Source organism: Streptomyces sp. NPDC050211 (assembly GCF_040656035.1).
Lineage (GTDB): Bacteria > Actinomycetota > Actinomycetes > Streptomycetales > Streptomycetaceae > Streptomyces.
This window is the reverse complement of the sequence record NZ_JBFALC010000049.1, coordinates 1-15650: the sequence shown is the minus strand read 5'-3', so window position 1 is coordinate 15650 and position 15650 is coordinate 1. Positions and strand designations below refer to the sequence as shown.

The window sequence follows — 15650 nt, the reverse complement described above, 5'->3', positions numbered from 1 at the left end:
AAATCTTCTTCAGCGGATCGCCGGTCGGGAGGCGCTTTTTCACGTCCAGAAACGGAGGAAAGGACGTGCCATTCAGCCTTGCCGAGTTCAAGCGCCGTGCCCAGACTTGCACGGCATTCCAGTGCGTCAACCACACGCACCCCCATCTGTCCGGTCCACGGACCATCACGTCCATCGGGCCGAAGGCCATCCAGTACGCCATCGAGGGCTTTCCGAACACCGGACGCACCGAGTGGCCGAGGAAAGGCCTCTACCGCATCGAGGGCAACAAGATCACTTGGTTGCACGACGGCGACGGGAGTGATTGCTTCACCTACATCTTCCCGTTCGACGCCGACGCCGAGCCCCGGCACGTTGCGCCGGAGGAAGCCAACGCGCTGCTGGCCGGGGCGACCGCGGTCGGGGAGCACCGGCCCAACGGGGCCACAGTGTGGCATCGCGACGGCTGGCGGTACCCGGTGACCTGGAGCGGCACCCCTATGGGCGTCCTCCCCGGCGAGCCGGTCGACGCTCATGTCCTGGCCGCCGGGTCGGGTACCTACCACGTGGACCTCTCCGTCGGCGGGACCGCGTGGTATCGGATCCCGGAGCCGGCTGTTCCCCGCCTCTTGCTGACCGGGGTGGCCGACGCCGAGCGCGACGGCGCCCGCTTCACCAGGGACGGCTGGATCTTCTACCTCGCCTACGACTCCGGCCTGTGCGTACGCCTGACGCCCACCGGCCTGGACCGGCAACTCGTCGATCTGGCCTTGCTGGTGAGCACGCAGGACCCCGGATGGGACGACTCGGGCGTTGCCCTGGACATGGCCGAGCGGGTCCTCAAGACCGCCGGACTGCACTGAGGGCGGCCGAACACCTACCTCGAATGCCCGGGCGGGGTGGACTGCTGCAGGTGTTCCACCGTCCCGGCGGCGAGGCGGACGTGGCGAGAGTGCTCCCATTTGCGTGCGACCTCCAACTGGCCTGCACCGGGCCTGTGCGTCCGCTGATCAAGACTCCGGCGGCGGCTTCGTCTGCATTCCCCGCTGCCGGTCGCGCCCGCTCCCGGCCCTCCCTGCCCGGGAGCGAGCCATACAGGTGCTGTGACCCGTCGCCTTTGCGCATTTGCCCGGCTTTGGGCACCGAGAGAGCCAGACCCATCACCCCATTGCCTCGCCACAGGAAGGAGAGCGCTTGTGGACCCATTCGTCCTGCATGAGGAAGCGGCCCATGCCTGGCTGACCCAACTCGTCGTTGCTTACGAAGTAGATGCGAGCTTTGGCGGCGAGGTCTCGGTGCGCAGCGCTGACTCCCAACCGATCGGGATGGCCTGGGACCCCCGGCAACCGGGCGAGGAGGACGGAGTGTCCCTCCTGGTCGAGGCCGCTCAGGCCGCCGGTGTGGTCGGCAAGCCGGAGGAGATGACCATCACCTTTGAATTTGTGGATGATGGGGACGAGGGCACTAACTGCTGGCTGCTGGACATCGCGGTCCCCAGTCCGCTGAAGGTTGCGACACTGAGCGAGGCGATGGCGGTGCTGGGAGAACCGGATCTCCACCGGGCGGGGATAGAGGCCGCTGTCGCTGTCCTGCGGGAGGCCGTTCAGGCAGCCAATCTCCTCGTCCACCAATTGTCGGACTACGTCGAGGCCAGCATCGAGCGGGGCGGCAACTGATCTACAGCCACGGGCTCCGTAGGCGTCCCGGATGCGGGAGACTGCCGGGGGGGAGCCTGGAGGTAGGGACAGTGAAGATCGATTTGGCTCAAGCCCGTGCCACAGTGAAAGAACTGGCCGAAGAGCTAGAAGCGCTGGACGGGACGGAAGTGCTTGAAAGGCCGAGCCGCGTAGCACGTCGCGAGAACAGCCACACCAGCCGCACGCTGCTGCGTCTGGCCCACCTGGGCGACCGCGTCTCCGTGGAGATCATGGGCGTTTACCACGACTTCAAGCTCCGGGATAACCCGCCGCAGGGAAGTGACCACTGACGTGAACCCGGACACCGAGAGCCTGGTGCTCGATGTTGCCGGCCGACTGGAACGGGCCATCCTCGAGCGGGACTGCCCGGCCATGGTGGCTTTGCAGGGCGACCGTACTCTCGTGCTGTCCGACTACGACTACCTGCGCGATGAGCCCACCGCCGCGGCGTTCGAGCAGCGCGCGGCCGAGAAGGCCCGGGAGAACCACACCTCCCGCTTCGTCTTCGCCGTCCCGCAGGTCTGGGTCGACACCGACGACACGGTCCAGGCACGGGCGGTGTCCAACCACCCGCTGCGCGAGGGCGAACGTGAAGTGATCGCCTGGATGAGCTACGACGCCCACGACGGCGTGGACTACGGATTCGTGCCGTATGTTCGCCGACCCAGTGGCGAGCCGATTTTCGCCGACCCTGAAGTCTTCACAGCTGCCGTCCGTCCCCGTGAGCAAGCGCCCGGCTGGACCCTGCTGCGCGCCCTGATGCAGGGTGGCGCCGAGCCGAACGGCACATAAGCCGCTCGGCCCCCTCCCCGCCACGGCGGGCCATAATCCAGCCGCAGGACGCAGCACCCGAGGGCAACCCTCCGCTGGCGAACCTCACAGAGCCCGGACCGGTCGACCGTGCGACGAGTCGTGAGTCGCACCTCGCATCCGCACCACCATGAGCGTGCCATGGGCAACGGTGCTGTTGCTGTCCCCTCACCGCCTGCCGGCCATGGCCACGGCTCAAGGCGGCTCCGACCCGGCGGACGACGAAGAACGGTGCGAGGACCCCCGCGACGATGTGTCAGTGCGGACCACTGGTGCCGTGTGCGGGGACGAGACATCGCCTTCACGAGATCGGTATTCGGGGCGTTCCACACCCCGTATTTCTATGAAGGGAAATTTTTCCGGAGAGATTCAAGGAGCGGCTATGAAGAGAATTCGCTGGTTCATCACGGGATATGAGCGCAACGGCAGATTCGAGGCGTCGGACACCGCCACCCCCTCTGACGATGCCGAACGTAGAAAGCAGTTCGACGATCTGCTCTATAGTGCTCTGACCGGATTGGTCCACCGGGTTGGCGGTACTGTCCGCGCATGAATCAGCTCCCCTGCACTTTGGAAGCCCTCGTTGTGCGCACCGACTTCTCGGCAGACGGTGCGTGGAGCGCACTGCGGGCGTCGCTGTTCTCGCCCAGCAAAGACGGTTTCCTGGCCAACGTCGCAGTCGTGGATGACCGGAGGTACGAGGGTTTGACATCCGCCCAGGCCCTCGACCTGATTCCCGCGGAGTACCAGCATCCGCTTCTTGTCGTAGCGGACTCTGTAGCCCTCGCCTCGACTGAACGGCCGCTCCTCGTGCTGGACCTGCAGGGTGAGCGTGGGCGTGGTGTCCGCGTTGTGGCAGCCCAGCTGTGGAGCATTGAGAACAACCTCTCCGGCGCGAACATGGACTTCGAGGAGTTCGTCGGCGCCGTCGACGAGGACGGCGTCTTCCGAGGCTTCTGAGTCACTGGCTGTTGGGCGGTGTCAGGCTGCGGCGCCGAGGGGGCGTCCGCCCCAGCGGATGCCCTTCTCGCTGCCGATGCGGGCGCGTTCCTGGCGTTCGGCGGCCAGGACGTCGCGGTGACGGGTGTTGGCGTTTCGCCACCGGAGGTAGGCGTGCAATGCCCGTGTCTGCACGGTGTGGTTGGGGTGGTGGGAGTTGGCGATGGTGAACTGCCGCAGTGGTCCGAAGTGGGCTTCGATCGGGTTGGCCCAGGAGGCGTAGGTCGGGGTGAAGCACAGTTCGACCTTGTGTTTCCTGGCCCAGCGGCGGATGTCGGAGCCCTTGTGGGCGGACAGGTTGTCCAGGATCACGTAGATCGGTGCACCATCGGGCCGGGCGGCGCGGATCGACTTCAGCGCGGCCAGCGTGTTCACGGCGCCCTTCCTGCGGTGGTTGACGCCCCACAGGGTGTCGTCGCCGACCGAGTAGCAGCCGTGGAAGTACCGCACTCCGTGGGTGCGGTGGTAGGTGGCCGGCACTCGGTCGGGCCTGGTCTGCGCGGCCCAGCAGCTGCCGCCGGTGGGTCGGATCCCGAGGGGGCCGAACTCGTCGAAGGCGAAGACACGGTCCGGGAAGCGGTCCAGGACCTCCTCGATCCGGTCCAGCTTCGCCTCGCGCTGGGGGTCCGGGGATTCCTTCCATGTCTTGGTGCGCTGAAAGGTGACACCGCGGCGGGCGAGCAGGCCGCGTAACGCCTCGCGGCCAATGCGGATCGCCCGGCCGTGGATTTTGCGCAGGTAGGCGACGAGTTTGCGCAGTGACCAGCGGGTGAAGGGCTGGCCGAGTTTGGTGGGGCGGGTGGTTGCCGTCTGGATGACGAAGTCCTCGTCGTCAAGGCTGAGTTGGCGGGGACGGCCTCCCGCCCATCGAGGGTCCAGACAGGCCAGGCCGATCTGGTTGAAGCGGTGGATCACATCGCGGACGGTGTCCTCGTCGGCCTGGACCAGCTGGGCAATCACCGGCACGCGGTTCCCACCGGCCGAGGCCAGCAGCATCATCGCGCGCCGATAGCGCACCGTACTGGTGCTGCCCCGGCGCACGATCTGCTGCAGCTTCTGCCCCTCTTGGTCGGTCAGTCTGCGCACACGGACAGGCTCGGCCACCGCGCCTCCAGCGGTCGGATCGGACGTCACCTCACATCCAACCGCCACGACCACCGACCCGGCGAACCTATGCGGTCAGAGCAATAGCGACGGAGCCCAGGACGATGGCATGCAGGTGACGATGAACCTCGACAATCCCTTGCACTGCTTCCGCGATTTCCAGGCCTGCGTCCCGAACGCACAGCTCGACCATGAACCCGACAGGTCCGAACTGGACCGGGAGATCCAAGCGTTCGCCCTCGACATGCAGGCGAGCGGTCCCGAGTCCGACGTCACGGAGTTCTTCGCGACCGGGTATGAGAGCGACCGCAACATGGAGCACGGACGGCGCTCTTCCCGGGGCAGCGCGTACCTCACGATCGACATCAGTGGCGCGCGGGGCGAAGTCCCGTATCTGGCTCGTGACATCGGTGAGAGCTACACGTGGCGACCGACCATGAGTGAGGAGGAGAAGGCGTGAGCAACCCCAGCATCAACAGCCGCAGAGGACGTGGGCTGCACGGTCAACTCGTCCAGCGCCTGGGCCAGATGATCGTCTCCGGCGACCTGGGCGCGGGCCACCCGCTGGTACCCGAGGAGATCGGGCAGCGATTCGAGGTCTCCCGCACAGTCGTCCGTGAATCCCTCCGTGTCCTGGAGGCGAAGGGGCTGGTCAGCGCCCGCCCGAACGTCGGTACGCGTGTGCGCCCCGTCAGTGACTGGAACCTTCTCGACCCGGACATCATCGAGTGGCGGGCCTTCGGTCGGCAGCGCAACGTCCAGCGCCGCGAGTTGAGCGAGCTGCGCTGGACGATCGAGCCGCTCGTCGCGTGCCTCGCCGCCGGCCACGGACACGGACACGGACACGACAAGGCACAGCATCAACTCGCGGACGCTGTCGCGAGCATGGGGCACGCAGTCGGGCAGGGCGACGCGATTGCCTTCTCGCGCGCCGATGCGGAATTCCACGCCCTGCTCATCCAGATGGCTGGCAACCGCGTGCTGGAGCACCTCTCCAGGATCGTGGCAGCCGCTCTCCAGGACTCCGACGACCTGTTCAGCGGCTGCAACCCTGGCAACAAGGCCTCGCTAGCGCACCACGCTCAGATCGTCGACGCCCTCGCCACCGGCAATGGCTCGGCGGCCGAAGCAGCCATGCGTCAACTGCTCACCGACCCCACCGAGGCAGACCCCAGATTGCCCACGCAACGCAAGCCCTGACGTGGGGCCGGTGGCGTGCCCCATACCCTTTAACGCGCCAGAGGTTCCACTCAGAGGCAGCGCCACCCGGCGCCTTCCCGTCCTGCTCGCGTTCAGGGTCGTTCCTGCTCTTGAGCGGCGTCTTCCCATACCTGCTGGCAGAACGACGTACGGTCCAGGAATCGAACGCTCACTTACTCAAACATATGTGTAGGTTCCGGCCTGGCCAGTCGGTCGGCAGCGCTGTGGCCAGCGGATATGGCGAGCTGTCCAGACGATCTGTCGGCGGTTTTGTCCGGCCGATCTGTCGCTTCTTACGCGCCGAGGTCAGGTCTGGGTAGTTGGCCCCGCTGGCCGTCCGACCATTTGTCGTCGTCGGCACGGATGAGGGACGAGGGCGGACATCGGTGTGTCGCTCCCCGACCAGGGGTAGCCTGCCGAAGAGACAGGACGCCAAGGCTGTGGGTGGTCTGAAAGCCGGAGGCAGGAGCCTCCGGCGACGGGCGCAAACCGACAAGTGGCCGATTGTTCAGGCCGTTGGTCTGGTGGCACCCGCGTAGTCGTCTCCCTGGTACCTGTACGGCTCGATCCTGATCGGCTTTCCCGGGCGGGGGGCATCGATCATCTGTCCGCCTCCGGCGTAGAGGCCGACGTGGTGGATGCCACCGTTGGGGCTGCCGTAGAAGACCAGGTCTCCCGGCTTGAGCTGTTGTCCTGCGGGGACGTGGGGCCCGGCGTCGTATTGCTCTTGGGCGGTACGGGGCAGGGTGATTCCGGCGGCTGTGTAGGCGGCTTTGGTGAGGCCGGAGCAGTCGAATCCCGCATCACCGGTGCCCGGGCCGTTGCCGCCCCATTCGTAGGGGAGTCCGAGCTGGCCTTGGGCGTAGTTGATCGCCTGAAGAGCGGCGTCGGTCGGGGCAGTGTCGGCGCCGAATCCTTCATCGCTGGTGTATGCCTGGGCTTGGGCGAGGACTTGTGAGACGTACACGTTGTCGTGGTTGTAGGTCTTGATCGCGCGGGGAATGTTCTTGCCGTCTCGGGCACCTGAGTCGCACAGGTACGCGGCGGCGGCGTAGATCGCGTCCTGCTTGTTGTACGGCGAGGGCGGAGTGGCTCCGCCCTTCGGCAGCGGGTGTTTGGCGGCAACGCTTTGGAAGGTGGGCAGCAGGAACTGCATGGGGCCGCGGGCCCCGGCCTCGTTTTGAGTGCCGCTGGGGACGCCGGGGAGTGTCGAGCGGCCATGGTCTGATTCCTTCTTGCCGATGCCGGCCAGGACGGACCAGTCCAGGCCGGGGCAGGTGGCGGCGGCGTCCATGTACAGGGTGAGGTAGTCGGACGGGATGTCGGTGAGTGCGGCCCTGCTGGGCTGGGTGCCGCTGCTGCCGAAGGCGGACATCATGCCCCCTGCCCCGGCGCCACCGAGAACGGCGACCAGCACCAGCAGTCCCAGAGCCGCGGCGGCGATCTTTCCCATGTCCGTTTACCGCAGTGGGCGACGATCTGATGGGTCGGGCGGCAGCGGACTGGGCGGCTGGAGGCTGCTGGACAGGTCGGCTCCGCCAGCCTGGGCGGGATCGGTGGATGAGGCCGCCAGGGGCGGCAGGTGCGGCCAGGCGCGGCCGAGTTCGGCGAGCCGCAGGCGTTGCGGTGCGGGTTGCCGGGGGTCCAGGGGCTGCCAGCGGGCTGCTGCGGGGTCGCTGTGCTGGTCGTCGAGGAAGTCGGCGCTGGAGGTGGCCACCGGCACGAGCGACGGGTCGTCGAGGCTGGTGAGCGCGGCGGACAGGGCGCGGCGGATGCGGGTTTCCCGGCGGGCGGTGGGGACCCAGAACAGGACGGGGGTGGTGATGCCGGTGGTGGTGGCCAGCTTGGCGTAACCGGCGAGTTTTCCTCCCAGGCGGTCCGGGCGCTCGGTGCCGAAGTCGAACTCCAGGAACCACTCGAAGGCCGTCGGTGTGGGGCTGTGTTCGTGCCAGAGGCCGTAGGCGTCGGGGCGGACGATGTCGCCGAAGTGTTTGGCGCAGCGGGTCTCGGACCACCAGGCGGCGAGTTGGCCGGCGGCGTCGGGGCGGCGGGAGCGCGCGGTGAGAGCGCTGAAGAAGCCGTTGGTGCCCACGGTGTGGGCCAGGTGGAGGGAGTAGGCGATGCCGATCGCCCGGTCGTGCCGGTAGTCCAGGTCGCGCAGGTCGAGACCGTCCTCGCGGGCGAGCAGGGCGGCACCGGCCAGGTCGAGGACGTAGTGCATGGGGGCGGTGCCGTAGGTGATGAAGGGCTGGAACCGGTCGATCACGCGCCACTGGTACAGCCGCAGCAGCCGCATGTTGGCGGCCCGCACCGACGGCCAGGCCATCTCGACGATCTGGTGGGTGGTCAGCACCCGGTGCTCGTAGAGCATGCGGGCCAGCCACCGGTCGCGCTCGGTCAGGCGGGTGGCGAGGCGGGCGATGTAGCCGCTGATGGTGGCGTCGCGCTGGCTGATGCGTTGGGGCCGGTGCCCGCGCAGGGAGCGCTGGGGAGTGGGATTGGTGATCAAGACGGTACACCTCCGAATGGAAGGGAGAGGTTGGTGGAGTGGCCGTGCGGCGGCGCGGCTGGCCGCCGCACGGGGCCTGACGGGGTGAGTCAGCCGCTGGCGCGGGCCGGTCGGGGGTCCGCCGTCTGCCCTGTGGGTCCCTTGTGGGTCGGGACTGGCCTGGGGTGGGCGTTGCGGCGGGCGGCGGCGCGGATCTGCTTGGCCCGGCCTGGTACGGGCGGCGGGAGCTGCTCGGTGATGGCGGTGAAGGCGGGCGCTTCGGCGCCGTGCAGGACCGGGCGGACGACGGCGTGGAAGGCGTCGAGGTTGGACAGGTCGTGCGCGGTCAGCCGCGGTTCGGTGTGCCGGGCCAGGTGGCGGGCGTCCTCGGGAGAGGAGTTGAAGAAGATCTTGGTGCGGGCGTTGGTGCTGATGCCCTCCTCCAGTTCCTTGGGCATCTGGCGCAGGTACTGGTGGGCGAGCGTCATGGACAGCCGGTAGCCGCGGGCCTCGGCGAGCATGTCCTCCAGCGCGTACGGGAGGTTGAGGAAGTTGTGTGCCTCGTCCACGTACAGCCCGGCGTCCTTGCGCTGGCCCTGGGAGATACGGGCGCGTCGGGTGGCGGCCTGCCAGGTGCGGGCGACCACGATGGAGCCCATCAGATGAGCGGTCTCGGTGCCCAGGGCGTCCTTGGCGATGCGCACCAGGCAGATGCCGCCGTCGAGCACGGCGTCCATATCGACGGTGGAGGGTCCGCCGGCGAGGGCGGCGCGGACGAATGGGCGCAGCAAGAAGCCGCGGAGCTTGTTCATCAGCGGCGCGGTGACCTGGGCACGGGCCGGGCCGGACAGCGCGTCGTACCAGGACCAGAAGCCCCGCAGGACGTCGTCGCCGATCTGGTCGACGGCCCGCTGGCGAAACGACGGGACCGACAGCAGCTTGGGCAGGTCGGTGAGGACCGGAGTGCCGGGCTGCGCGTGCAGGGTCAGCAGCCCGGCACGCAGGATGTCGTCGGTGCGCGGTCCCCAACTGCTCGCGTAGACGCGGGAGAAGACGCTCACCAGGTTGTCCACTGTGCGGGCCGCGTCGGTGCCTTCGAGCGGGTTGAGGACGGGCGGGCGGGCTTTGCTGTCGGCGTCGAAGAGGATCACCTTGACCCCGAGCTCTTCGGGCAGCCGCATCAGCACGTCGGTGATCAGGTCCCCCTTGGGGTCGATGACGACCAGGCCGCGTCCGGCTTCGGCGTCGGTGAGGATCATCCGCGCCATGAGCTCGGACTTGCCGGAGCCGGTGGCGCCGAGGATGTGCAGGTGCTGGCGGGCGTCCGGCACCCGCAGCCCAACGGGGCGGGGGCGGCCGGTGTCGGTCAGCCCGATGGGCCTCACGGCCGGGCCGGTGGTAGCGATGCCGGGCGGGGGCGGCACCGCGCGGGCGCCGGCGCGTTGCAGGCCGGGAATGGCTTCGTCCCAGGGCAGGTGCGCCACCGCCGCCAGTTCCGGGATCGAGAGCAAGTCCCCTGGGCCCAGACGGCGTTCGGCGACGTACAGCCGCGGTCGGCGGAGCTTGGCGCGGCGGTAGTAGTTGTGCTCGGTGAAGGCGGCGAACGCGCTGGCGATGGCGTGGCCCCGGCCGCGCAGCCGCTCGCGGACCGCGGCGCGCTGCTCGGAACTCGCCTCGGCGGGCACGGTCGCGGTGATCGCGTAGCGGATGCGGGTCTCATACGGGGCGCCGCGCTGCTTGGCGACGATGACCTTATCCTCGGCGGACGCCTCCAGAGCCGTCTGGCGGTCCAGTACCGGGGCGGTGCGGCGGGACCGCGGAGGGCGGTAGCCCGGGGTGAGCAGGTCGAGCAGGCGGCTGATGGGGCGGACGGGGTGTCCGGCGCGCGCCCGCCGCGCCGCCCGGCGGGCCTTGGCGATCCGCCGCCCGGTGACGGGCCGGGCCAGGACCTGGACCACCGCCTGTTCGCCGGCGCCGAGTCCGACCGGCGCTCCGAGCAGGGCGCGGATCGGGTCGGCGGGGAAGTCGGTGCGGATCGGCAGGGCCTCGGGCCGGGCCAGGCGCAGCTCGCCCCCGGCGGTTTCGGCGTGCGGCCCGGCGTTCAGGGCGGGCGGCGGTGCGGGGGCGGTGCGGGTGTGGGCGCCGGGCCAGGCGGCCTCGATCGCGCGCTCGACCATGCCGGGCGTAACGACGCCGGGGACCCACAGGCGGATGTGGATAGTTTCGCGGTCGAAGGCGTACTCCCACGCCAGGTGGGGCTGGCCGGTCAGGCGGCGGCGCCAGGCGGGCCGCAGCAGCCCGAGCAGGTTCGCCCACAGGGCTTCGGCTCCGGCCGGGTCGGCGGTGGGCGGCGGCAGCACGCTGACGATCCGGGCGTCGGCGTTCAGCATGCGGCGGCAGCGGCGGCGCCACCACCAGCGCGCCCAGCCGAGCCCGGCGGCAGCGAGCACCAGTGCGGGGCCCGCGACGGGCCCCCAGACGATGCCCCACTGCGCCACGTGGGACAGCACGGCGTGCAGGGTTCCGCCGGGATCGCGCAGATAGGTGACCAGCGGGGAGTCCGGGCTGGCCAGGGCGGCGAGGAGGGCTGGGGACGGCGGGAGGTGGCCGAGGAACATGGCAGGGTTCTCCAGAAAGGACATCGCGAACGGGGCGTCAGGCGGCACGGCCGTGCCGCTCCGCAGCGGGCACCTGGTCGGATCCGGTCGATGCCGATGGCCTGGGCCGGGCGTCGCCGTGCACGAGCCGCAGGCCGCCGCGCCGACGGCGCTGGGCGTGGCGTTCGGCGTCGACTTCTTCCTGCCAGGAGCGAAACGTGCGGCCGCCCAGCCGGTGGAGGAAATGCGGGATGCGGTTGGCGGGAATACCCACCAGGCGCGGGCCGAGGACGGCCAACAGGTCGCTGGCCTCCTGCGAATGCCATCCCGCGGCGGCGATGGCCTCCTCATCGGGGAAGACATCCGCCACACGGTCACGCTCGATGTCCAGCATCGCGTCCTGAGTTCCGCCGAAGCTGTAGACCCACAGGAAATTGGCCGGTGGGTCAGGCTCCACCAGAGCCCGGAACCGGGCGACTTCCTTGGTGTAGGCGTAGAAATTCGTCTCCGGCCGGCTGCGGATAACCCGAAGCCACGCCAGCAGGTAGGGGTCTGAATGGAAGTCACCCGAATCGTGAATCCTCACCCAGGTGCCGCGGAATTTCCGCCTGCCGAGTTCGGCGAGCATCGCCTGTTCCCAGCCGGGCAAGTCGTCGAGGACGAAGCGGAGATTGGCCTGGTGCTTGGCTTTCACCGTGGGCCAGGTGTACGTGCCAAAGCGGGCGTAGCAGACGTGGCGGCAAATCCCGGCCGACGGACAGGTGTTGTAGGTTTTCCCGTCCGGAAAGCGGCCGGCCCAGGCGGGTAGCGTCCAGTTCCAGACGCCGATCGCGCGCATTTCACGGTTCTGGGTCAGTAGCCGCCCGGGCCGCCGGGGAACGAGAGTGGGCGCCGATGTGTGAGACGACATGGATGGCCTCTCAGAAGAAGGTCAGGAGAGATACGACGGTCTCTGTGCAGAGACCGGCTCGCAGGTCGCGGAAGGGGTGGTGGGGGACCGTTCAGCCGGCGTCGAGATCGACCTCGCTGCCGGAAGTGGCGTCATAGGCGTCGTCAGGGGAATCGGCCGCTTCGAGATCCAGGAACGGGCCCTCGGCGTCCGCAGCCGCGCCGTTGTCCGCGTAGGCGGCCAGCTCTGCCGGATTTGTGGTCACCAGGTAGTGCTCGGTGGGCGAGGCGACGGCGGCGAACGCGACCCGCTGTGTTCCGGCGGACAGCAGGCCTTGGCCGCGGTCGGCGGTCAGCAGGAACTGCCGCTCGCCCTCGGACAGATCGAACGTCCGGGTGATCTCGTCGATGGCCTGCGGGGCCTGGCGCAGCAGGATCTGGGTGGCGGCGTTGGCTACGACCGCCTTGCCCAGGTCGGAGCCGAGCACGTCCGCGGTGTCCTGGGTGGCCACGGTCAGCCCGGCCCAGTGCTTGCGGGACGCCTTGGCCATCCGGAACAGGAACTGTGCCCCGGCCGGGGCCTGCATCAGCAGCCATGCTTCGTCCACGGTCACCAGCCGGGGGCGGCGCAGCGCCGGGTTGGACACCCGGCGCCAGATGGCGTCCAGTGTCAGCAGGGTCCCGATGGGCTTGAGTTCGTCCGGCAGGTCGCGCAGGGAGAACACCACCAGGTGGCCGTCGGGGCGGGTGGTGGTGGGCCCGGCGAACAGTCCGGAGAACGCGCCGCTGGTGAAGGGGTGCAGCCGGGCCGCCAAGTCCCTCGCAGTCTGGTTCTTCGAGGCGTGCAGGATGGTGGCGAGGTCGGCCAGCAGCGGGGCAGCCCTAGTCCAGGTACGCGTGTCCGCGGTGATGCCGGCCTGCTGGTACGTCGCGGCGATCGCCTGGTCCAGCACCGCCCTCTCCGCCGGTGCGAGCGGCGAGCCGAGCAGCACGGCCAGGACGGTGTGCAGAAACAGGGCACGCCGGACCAGAGCGTCCTTGGGCGCGGTGCGCCGTCCGTCGGGCCGGGTGTGGATGGGCAGGTCGAAGGGGTTGAGCCGGACGTCCTCGGCGCCGAGATGCACATAGGTGCCGCCGACCGCGCGGGCGAGACGGGCGTACTCGTCCTCGGGATCGATGACGTAGTTCTCGATCCCGCGGTAGAGCGAGCGCAGCAGCTCCAGCTTGACCAGGTAGGACTTGCCCGCGCCGGAGCGGCCCAGGACGACGGAGTTGTGGTTGTCCAGCGCGAAGCGGTCCCAGTGGACGAGCCCTTGGCTGCCGACGTTGTAGCCGTAGAGCACGCCGGACGGGGCGGCGACCGAGGTGGGATCGGGCGGGGGCAGGTCGGGGCTGGTGAACGGGAATGCGGCGGACAGCGCAGCGGTGTCGAAGGTGCGGCGCATCGTCACCAGGTCGAGGCCCATCGGCAGGCAGGTGACCCAGCCCTGGAGACTGCGGTAGGTGGTGGGTTTGGCATCCAACAGCAGGCTGGCGGCCAGCGCCCGTACCGCCGCGACCTCGTTGGCCAGCTCCTCGCGGCTGGTGGCGTGGACGGTCAGGTACAGGCCGAGCCGGTAGAGCTTGCCCTCGCCGCGGGCGACCCGGGCGGAGAGGTCGTAGGCGTCCTCGGTGGCCGCCTCCACCTGCGGGTCGAGGAGTCGGCCATGATCCTGGGTGTGGCGGCGGCCGGATTCGAGCTTGGCGAGTTGCCGTTTGAGCCGGTTGGCGGCGGTGACCGGGTCGATCGGCTCGATGTGCAGGCTGACGTCGACCCGGCCGGGGTAGGTCAGCAGGGGCTGCAGCCACCCGGGATGCACCTCGCGCGGGTAGCCGGTGATCGTGAAGGAGGCCACCCACTCGCCGCCGACCTCCAGATGCCGGGGCGCGACGGCCAGGGAGTCCGGGGCGAACGCCCCGGCATCGCGGGCAGGCGTCGCGGGAGACGGGTGTCCTGTGTGGGTGCGCGAGCGGTTCACAGCGTGTCCCTGCCTTCCCCCTTGTCCCAGGGCAGAGAGTCGTCTTGCGTGCTGGGCCAGTCCTCCTCGGTCGTGGTCGGGGCGGTGGTGATGACGTCGTCGGCGCCGGCGAGCGCGGAGGTGGGCGGCAGCAGGCTGTCGGGATTGCACGCGGCGGCCAGCACGGCGGTGGCCTGCCCGGCGTCCAGCGGGGTGACGACGACACCGATGGGTCCCAGGAGTTCGACGGCCTCGCCGATTCGGCGGATCAGGCGGGCTTCGGCGGCACGCCGGACAGCGTGATCTTCAGCCCTGCCGGCAGACGGGGCTTTCCTGCGGTGGGCGAAAGCGGCCAACGGCGAGGCGCCGTCCAAGGCGTCGGTGGGCGTGCCCGGACCGAGCGGCTCGCGCAGGACGAGCAGGACCTGGCGGCACAAAAGGTCGCTGCTCTGGCCGAGTTGCGCGAGGTAGTCGGCGTGTTCGTGGGCGGCGGCTTCCAGCGCAGGGTGTGGCAACGACGGGGCGCGCTGGTGCAACTCGCTGATCTGCGCAGACAGATCGAGGCGTTCGGTACGGATGAGGACCTGGACGGGGGCGGTGAGCGAGTGCAGGTACCGGCCGAACGCGGTCACCAGGGAGTCCTGTTCGGCTGGCGTGCGCAGGGCGAAGTTGACGGTGCTGCACACTGCCACCACTGCGACCCCGTCACTGCCGAGGTCGATCACTCCGGTCTCGCTCACGCCTTCGGCGGGCAACCGGAGCGCGGCTGGACTCACGCCGCCGGTCGGCGGTTCGGGTTCGGTGGCCTGCCGGGTGAGCCAGGCCGGTGCCGGGTGGATGCCTTCGGGGGCGGCAACCTGGTGGCGGGGCGTCTTGCGCTGGCGCAGCGCGGCGAGCATCAGCCGGTCCAGCGCCATCCCGTCGCGCCTGCCCAGGGCCAGGAAGGCAGCGGTGGCCCCGATGGGCACGGCGGGCATCAGGAACACCGGCAGGGGCACGAACGCGCGGGTCAGGGACCAGAGGCCGTACAGCACGATGCCGGTGACGGCCAGGATCATCAGCTGGCGGGCGGTCAGGTTGGCCAGGACGGTGTCCTCGCGGTCGACGTCGGCGGGAATGCGCACGGGCTGGGTCACGACGGGTCACCTCCTGAGCGGCTGCCGCCGGTACGGCGCGGGGGTGGCGGGGTGCGCCTCGTAGGCGGGGTGCGGGTGGGTGGTGGGGAGCTGAAGACGGCCGAGGGCGGGGCGTTGGTGCGTGGGTGCCGCATGGGGGCGGCTCGGGGCTCTGGCACCGGCGGTCGGAAGGTGGCGGGTGCGGGCGGCCGGGTGGTGTGCCGGGGCGGGACGTGGGGCTGTGGAGTGGGCTGTTGGAAGGACGGCCGGGCCGGAACTGCGGACCTGTCGGTCACGCTGGTCGACGGGGTGGGTCCGGTGCCGCCGGGCGCCCGGAACACCGGCAAGCCGGGCGGGCGAGTCGGGCGTGCCGACGGCACGGCCGCCCGGGCAGGGGACGCGTCAGGTAGCGGGTCCCCGGAAGCCCGGAATTGCGGCATCGGCGGAGGGCCACCGGCCGGGCCGATCGGCTGGTCCCGCTCGGGGACCATGGGAAGCGGCTGGAGGAACAGCGGCGGGCGCCGCGGACCGCCCGCCGGCCTGCCCGGCCCGGCAGACGAGGGACCCCCGCTGCCGCTTGGGCGGCCCGCACCGCCCGAGGACGGCCGGGGAGAGCGCGATGTTCCGCCCGGCCCTGCGGAGGGAGGCGTGCGGCGCCCACCGCCGCGCGCGCCGCCCCCCGGCCCGCCCCCCCCCCCGCGCACCGCCGGGGCGGCGGTTACGTGGCCCGGGGCTGCGCCAGGGGGGGCACCGCCCCCCACACCCCCACGGGCACC

General features: G+C 70.0%; 15 protein-coding genes. 8 read left to right on the top strand and 7 right to left on the bottom strand.

Annotated elements, in window-relative coordinates; genetic code table 11:
* Nucleotides 1-65 precede the first annotated feature (65 nt).
* The 6 genes from AB0I98_RS35340 (at nucleotide 66) to AB0I98_RS35315 (ending at nucleotide 3446) form a co-directional block, all read left to right on the top strand.
* Nucleotides 66-842 carry a hypothetical protein gene (locus AB0I98_RS35340; RefSeq protein ID WP_362949074.1) on the top strand — a complete coding sequence of 259 codons (777 nt, stop codon included), beginning with the start codon at nucleotides 66-68 and terminating at the stop codon, nucleotides 840-842.
* Nucleotides 843-1175: 333 nt separating this feature from the next.
* On the top strand, nucleotides 1176-1655 hold the full coding sequence (locus tag AB0I98_RS35335) for a hypothetical protein (RefSeq protein WP_362949073.1): 480 nt from the start codon (nucleotides 1176-1178) through the stop codon (nucleotides 1653-1655).
* Between the two features lie 71 nt (nucleotides 1656-1726).
* The gene (locus AB0I98_RS35330) at nucleotides 1727-1966 is read left to right on the top strand and encodes a hypothetical protein (RefSeq protein WP_362949071.1); all 240 of its coding nucleotides are present in this window, start codon (nucleotides 1727-1729) and stop codon (nucleotides 1964-1966) included.
* Nucleotides 1956-2468: a hypothetical protein gene (locus AB0I98_RS35325; RefSeq protein WP_362949070.1), complete on the top strand. Its 513-nt coding sequence runs from the start codon at nucleotides 1956-1958 to the stop codon at nucleotides 2466-2468. Before AB0I98_RS35330 ends, AB0I98_RS35325 begins: the two co-directional genes overlap by 11 nt.
* A 400-nt stretch (nucleotides 2469-2868) precedes the next feature.
* Nucleotides 2869-3039 carry a hypothetical protein gene (locus AB0I98_RS35320; protein ID WP_362949069.1) on the top strand — a complete coding sequence of 57 codons (171 nt, stop codon included), beginning with the start codon at nucleotides 2869-2871 and terminating at the stop codon, nucleotides 3037-3039.
* Complete coding sequence (locus AB0I98_RS35315; protein WP_362949067.1) at nucleotides 3036-3446, top strand: hypothetical protein; 411 nt, start codon at nucleotides 3036-3038, stop codon at nucleotides 3444-3446. Before AB0I98_RS35320 ends, AB0I98_RS35315 begins: the two co-directional genes overlap by 4 nt.
* Nucleotides 3447-3467: 21 nt before the next feature.
* On the opposite strand, the gene AB0I98_RS35310 is transcribed toward AB0I98_RS35315, so the two are convergent.
* Nucleotides 3468-4589, bottom strand: a complete 1122-nt coding sequence (locus AB0I98_RS35310) for an IS630 family transposase (protein WP_362949066.1) — start codon at nucleotides 4587-4589, stop codon at nucleotides 3468-3470.
* Between the two features lie 109 nt (nucleotides 4590-4698).
* On the opposite strand from AB0I98_RS35310, the gene AB0I98_RS35305 reads away from it, so the two are divergent.
* Both AB0I98_RS35305 and AB0I98_RS35300 read left to right on the top strand, forming a co-directional pair.
* Nucleotides 4699-5049, top strand: coding sequence for a hypothetical protein (locus AB0I98_RS35305; protein WP_362949064.1), 351 nt, complete (start codon nucleotides 4699-4701; stop codon nucleotides 5047-5049).
* Nucleotides 5046-5789, top strand: a complete 744-nt coding sequence (locus tag AB0I98_RS35300) for an FCD domain-containing protein (RefSeq protein WP_362949063.1) — start codon at nucleotides 5046-5048, stop codon at nucleotides 5787-5789. The genes AB0I98_RS35305 and AB0I98_RS35300 overlap by 4 nt, the downstream gene beginning before the upstream one ends.
* A gap of 508 nt (nucleotides 5790-6297) precedes the next feature.
* On the opposite strand, the gene AB0I98_RS35295 is transcribed toward AB0I98_RS35300, so the two are convergent.
* From AB0I98_RS35295 to AB0I98_RS35270, 6 genes are all read right to left on the bottom strand, one after another.
* Nucleotides 6298-7242 (bottom strand): C40 family peptidase, encoded by a 945-nt coding sequence (locus AB0I98_RS35295; protein WP_362949061.1) that lies wholly within the window; start codon nucleotides 7240-7242, stop codon nucleotides 6298-6300.
* 6 nt (nucleotides 7243-7248) lie between these two features.
* On the bottom strand, nucleotides 7249-8298 hold the full coding sequence (locus AB0I98_RS35290; protein WP_362949060.1) for a replication-relaxation family protein: 1050 nt from the start codon (nucleotides 8296-8298) through the stop codon (nucleotides 7249-7251).
* An 89-nt stretch (nucleotides 8299-8387) separates the two neighbouring features.
* Nucleotides 8388-10943: a DUF87 domain-containing protein gene (locus AB0I98_RS35285; protein ID WP_362949059.1), complete on the bottom strand. Its 2556-nt coding sequence runs from the start codon at nucleotides 10941-10943 to the stop codon at nucleotides 8388-8390.
* Nucleotides 10933-11784 (bottom strand): hypothetical protein, encoded by an 852-nt coding sequence (locus tag AB0I98_RS35280; protein WP_362949058.1) that lies wholly within the window; start codon nucleotides 11782-11784, stop codon nucleotides 10933-10935. The genes AB0I98_RS35285 and AB0I98_RS35280 overlap by 11 nt, the downstream gene beginning before the upstream one ends.
* A 91-nt stretch (nucleotides 11785-11875) precedes the next feature.
* Nucleotides 11876-13780: a DUF87 domain-containing protein gene (locus AB0I98_RS35275; protein WP_362949057.1), complete on the bottom strand. Its 1905-nt coding sequence runs from the start codon at nucleotides 13778-13780 to the stop codon at nucleotides 11876-11878.
* Nucleotides 13777-14895 (bottom strand): PrgI family protein, encoded by a 1119-nt coding sequence (locus AB0I98_RS35270; protein WP_362949055.1) that lies wholly within the window; start codon nucleotides 14893-14895, stop codon nucleotides 13777-13779. Before AB0I98_RS35270 ends, AB0I98_RS35275 begins: the two co-directional genes overlap by 4 nt.
* Nucleotides 14896-15650: the final 755 nt, after the last annotated feature.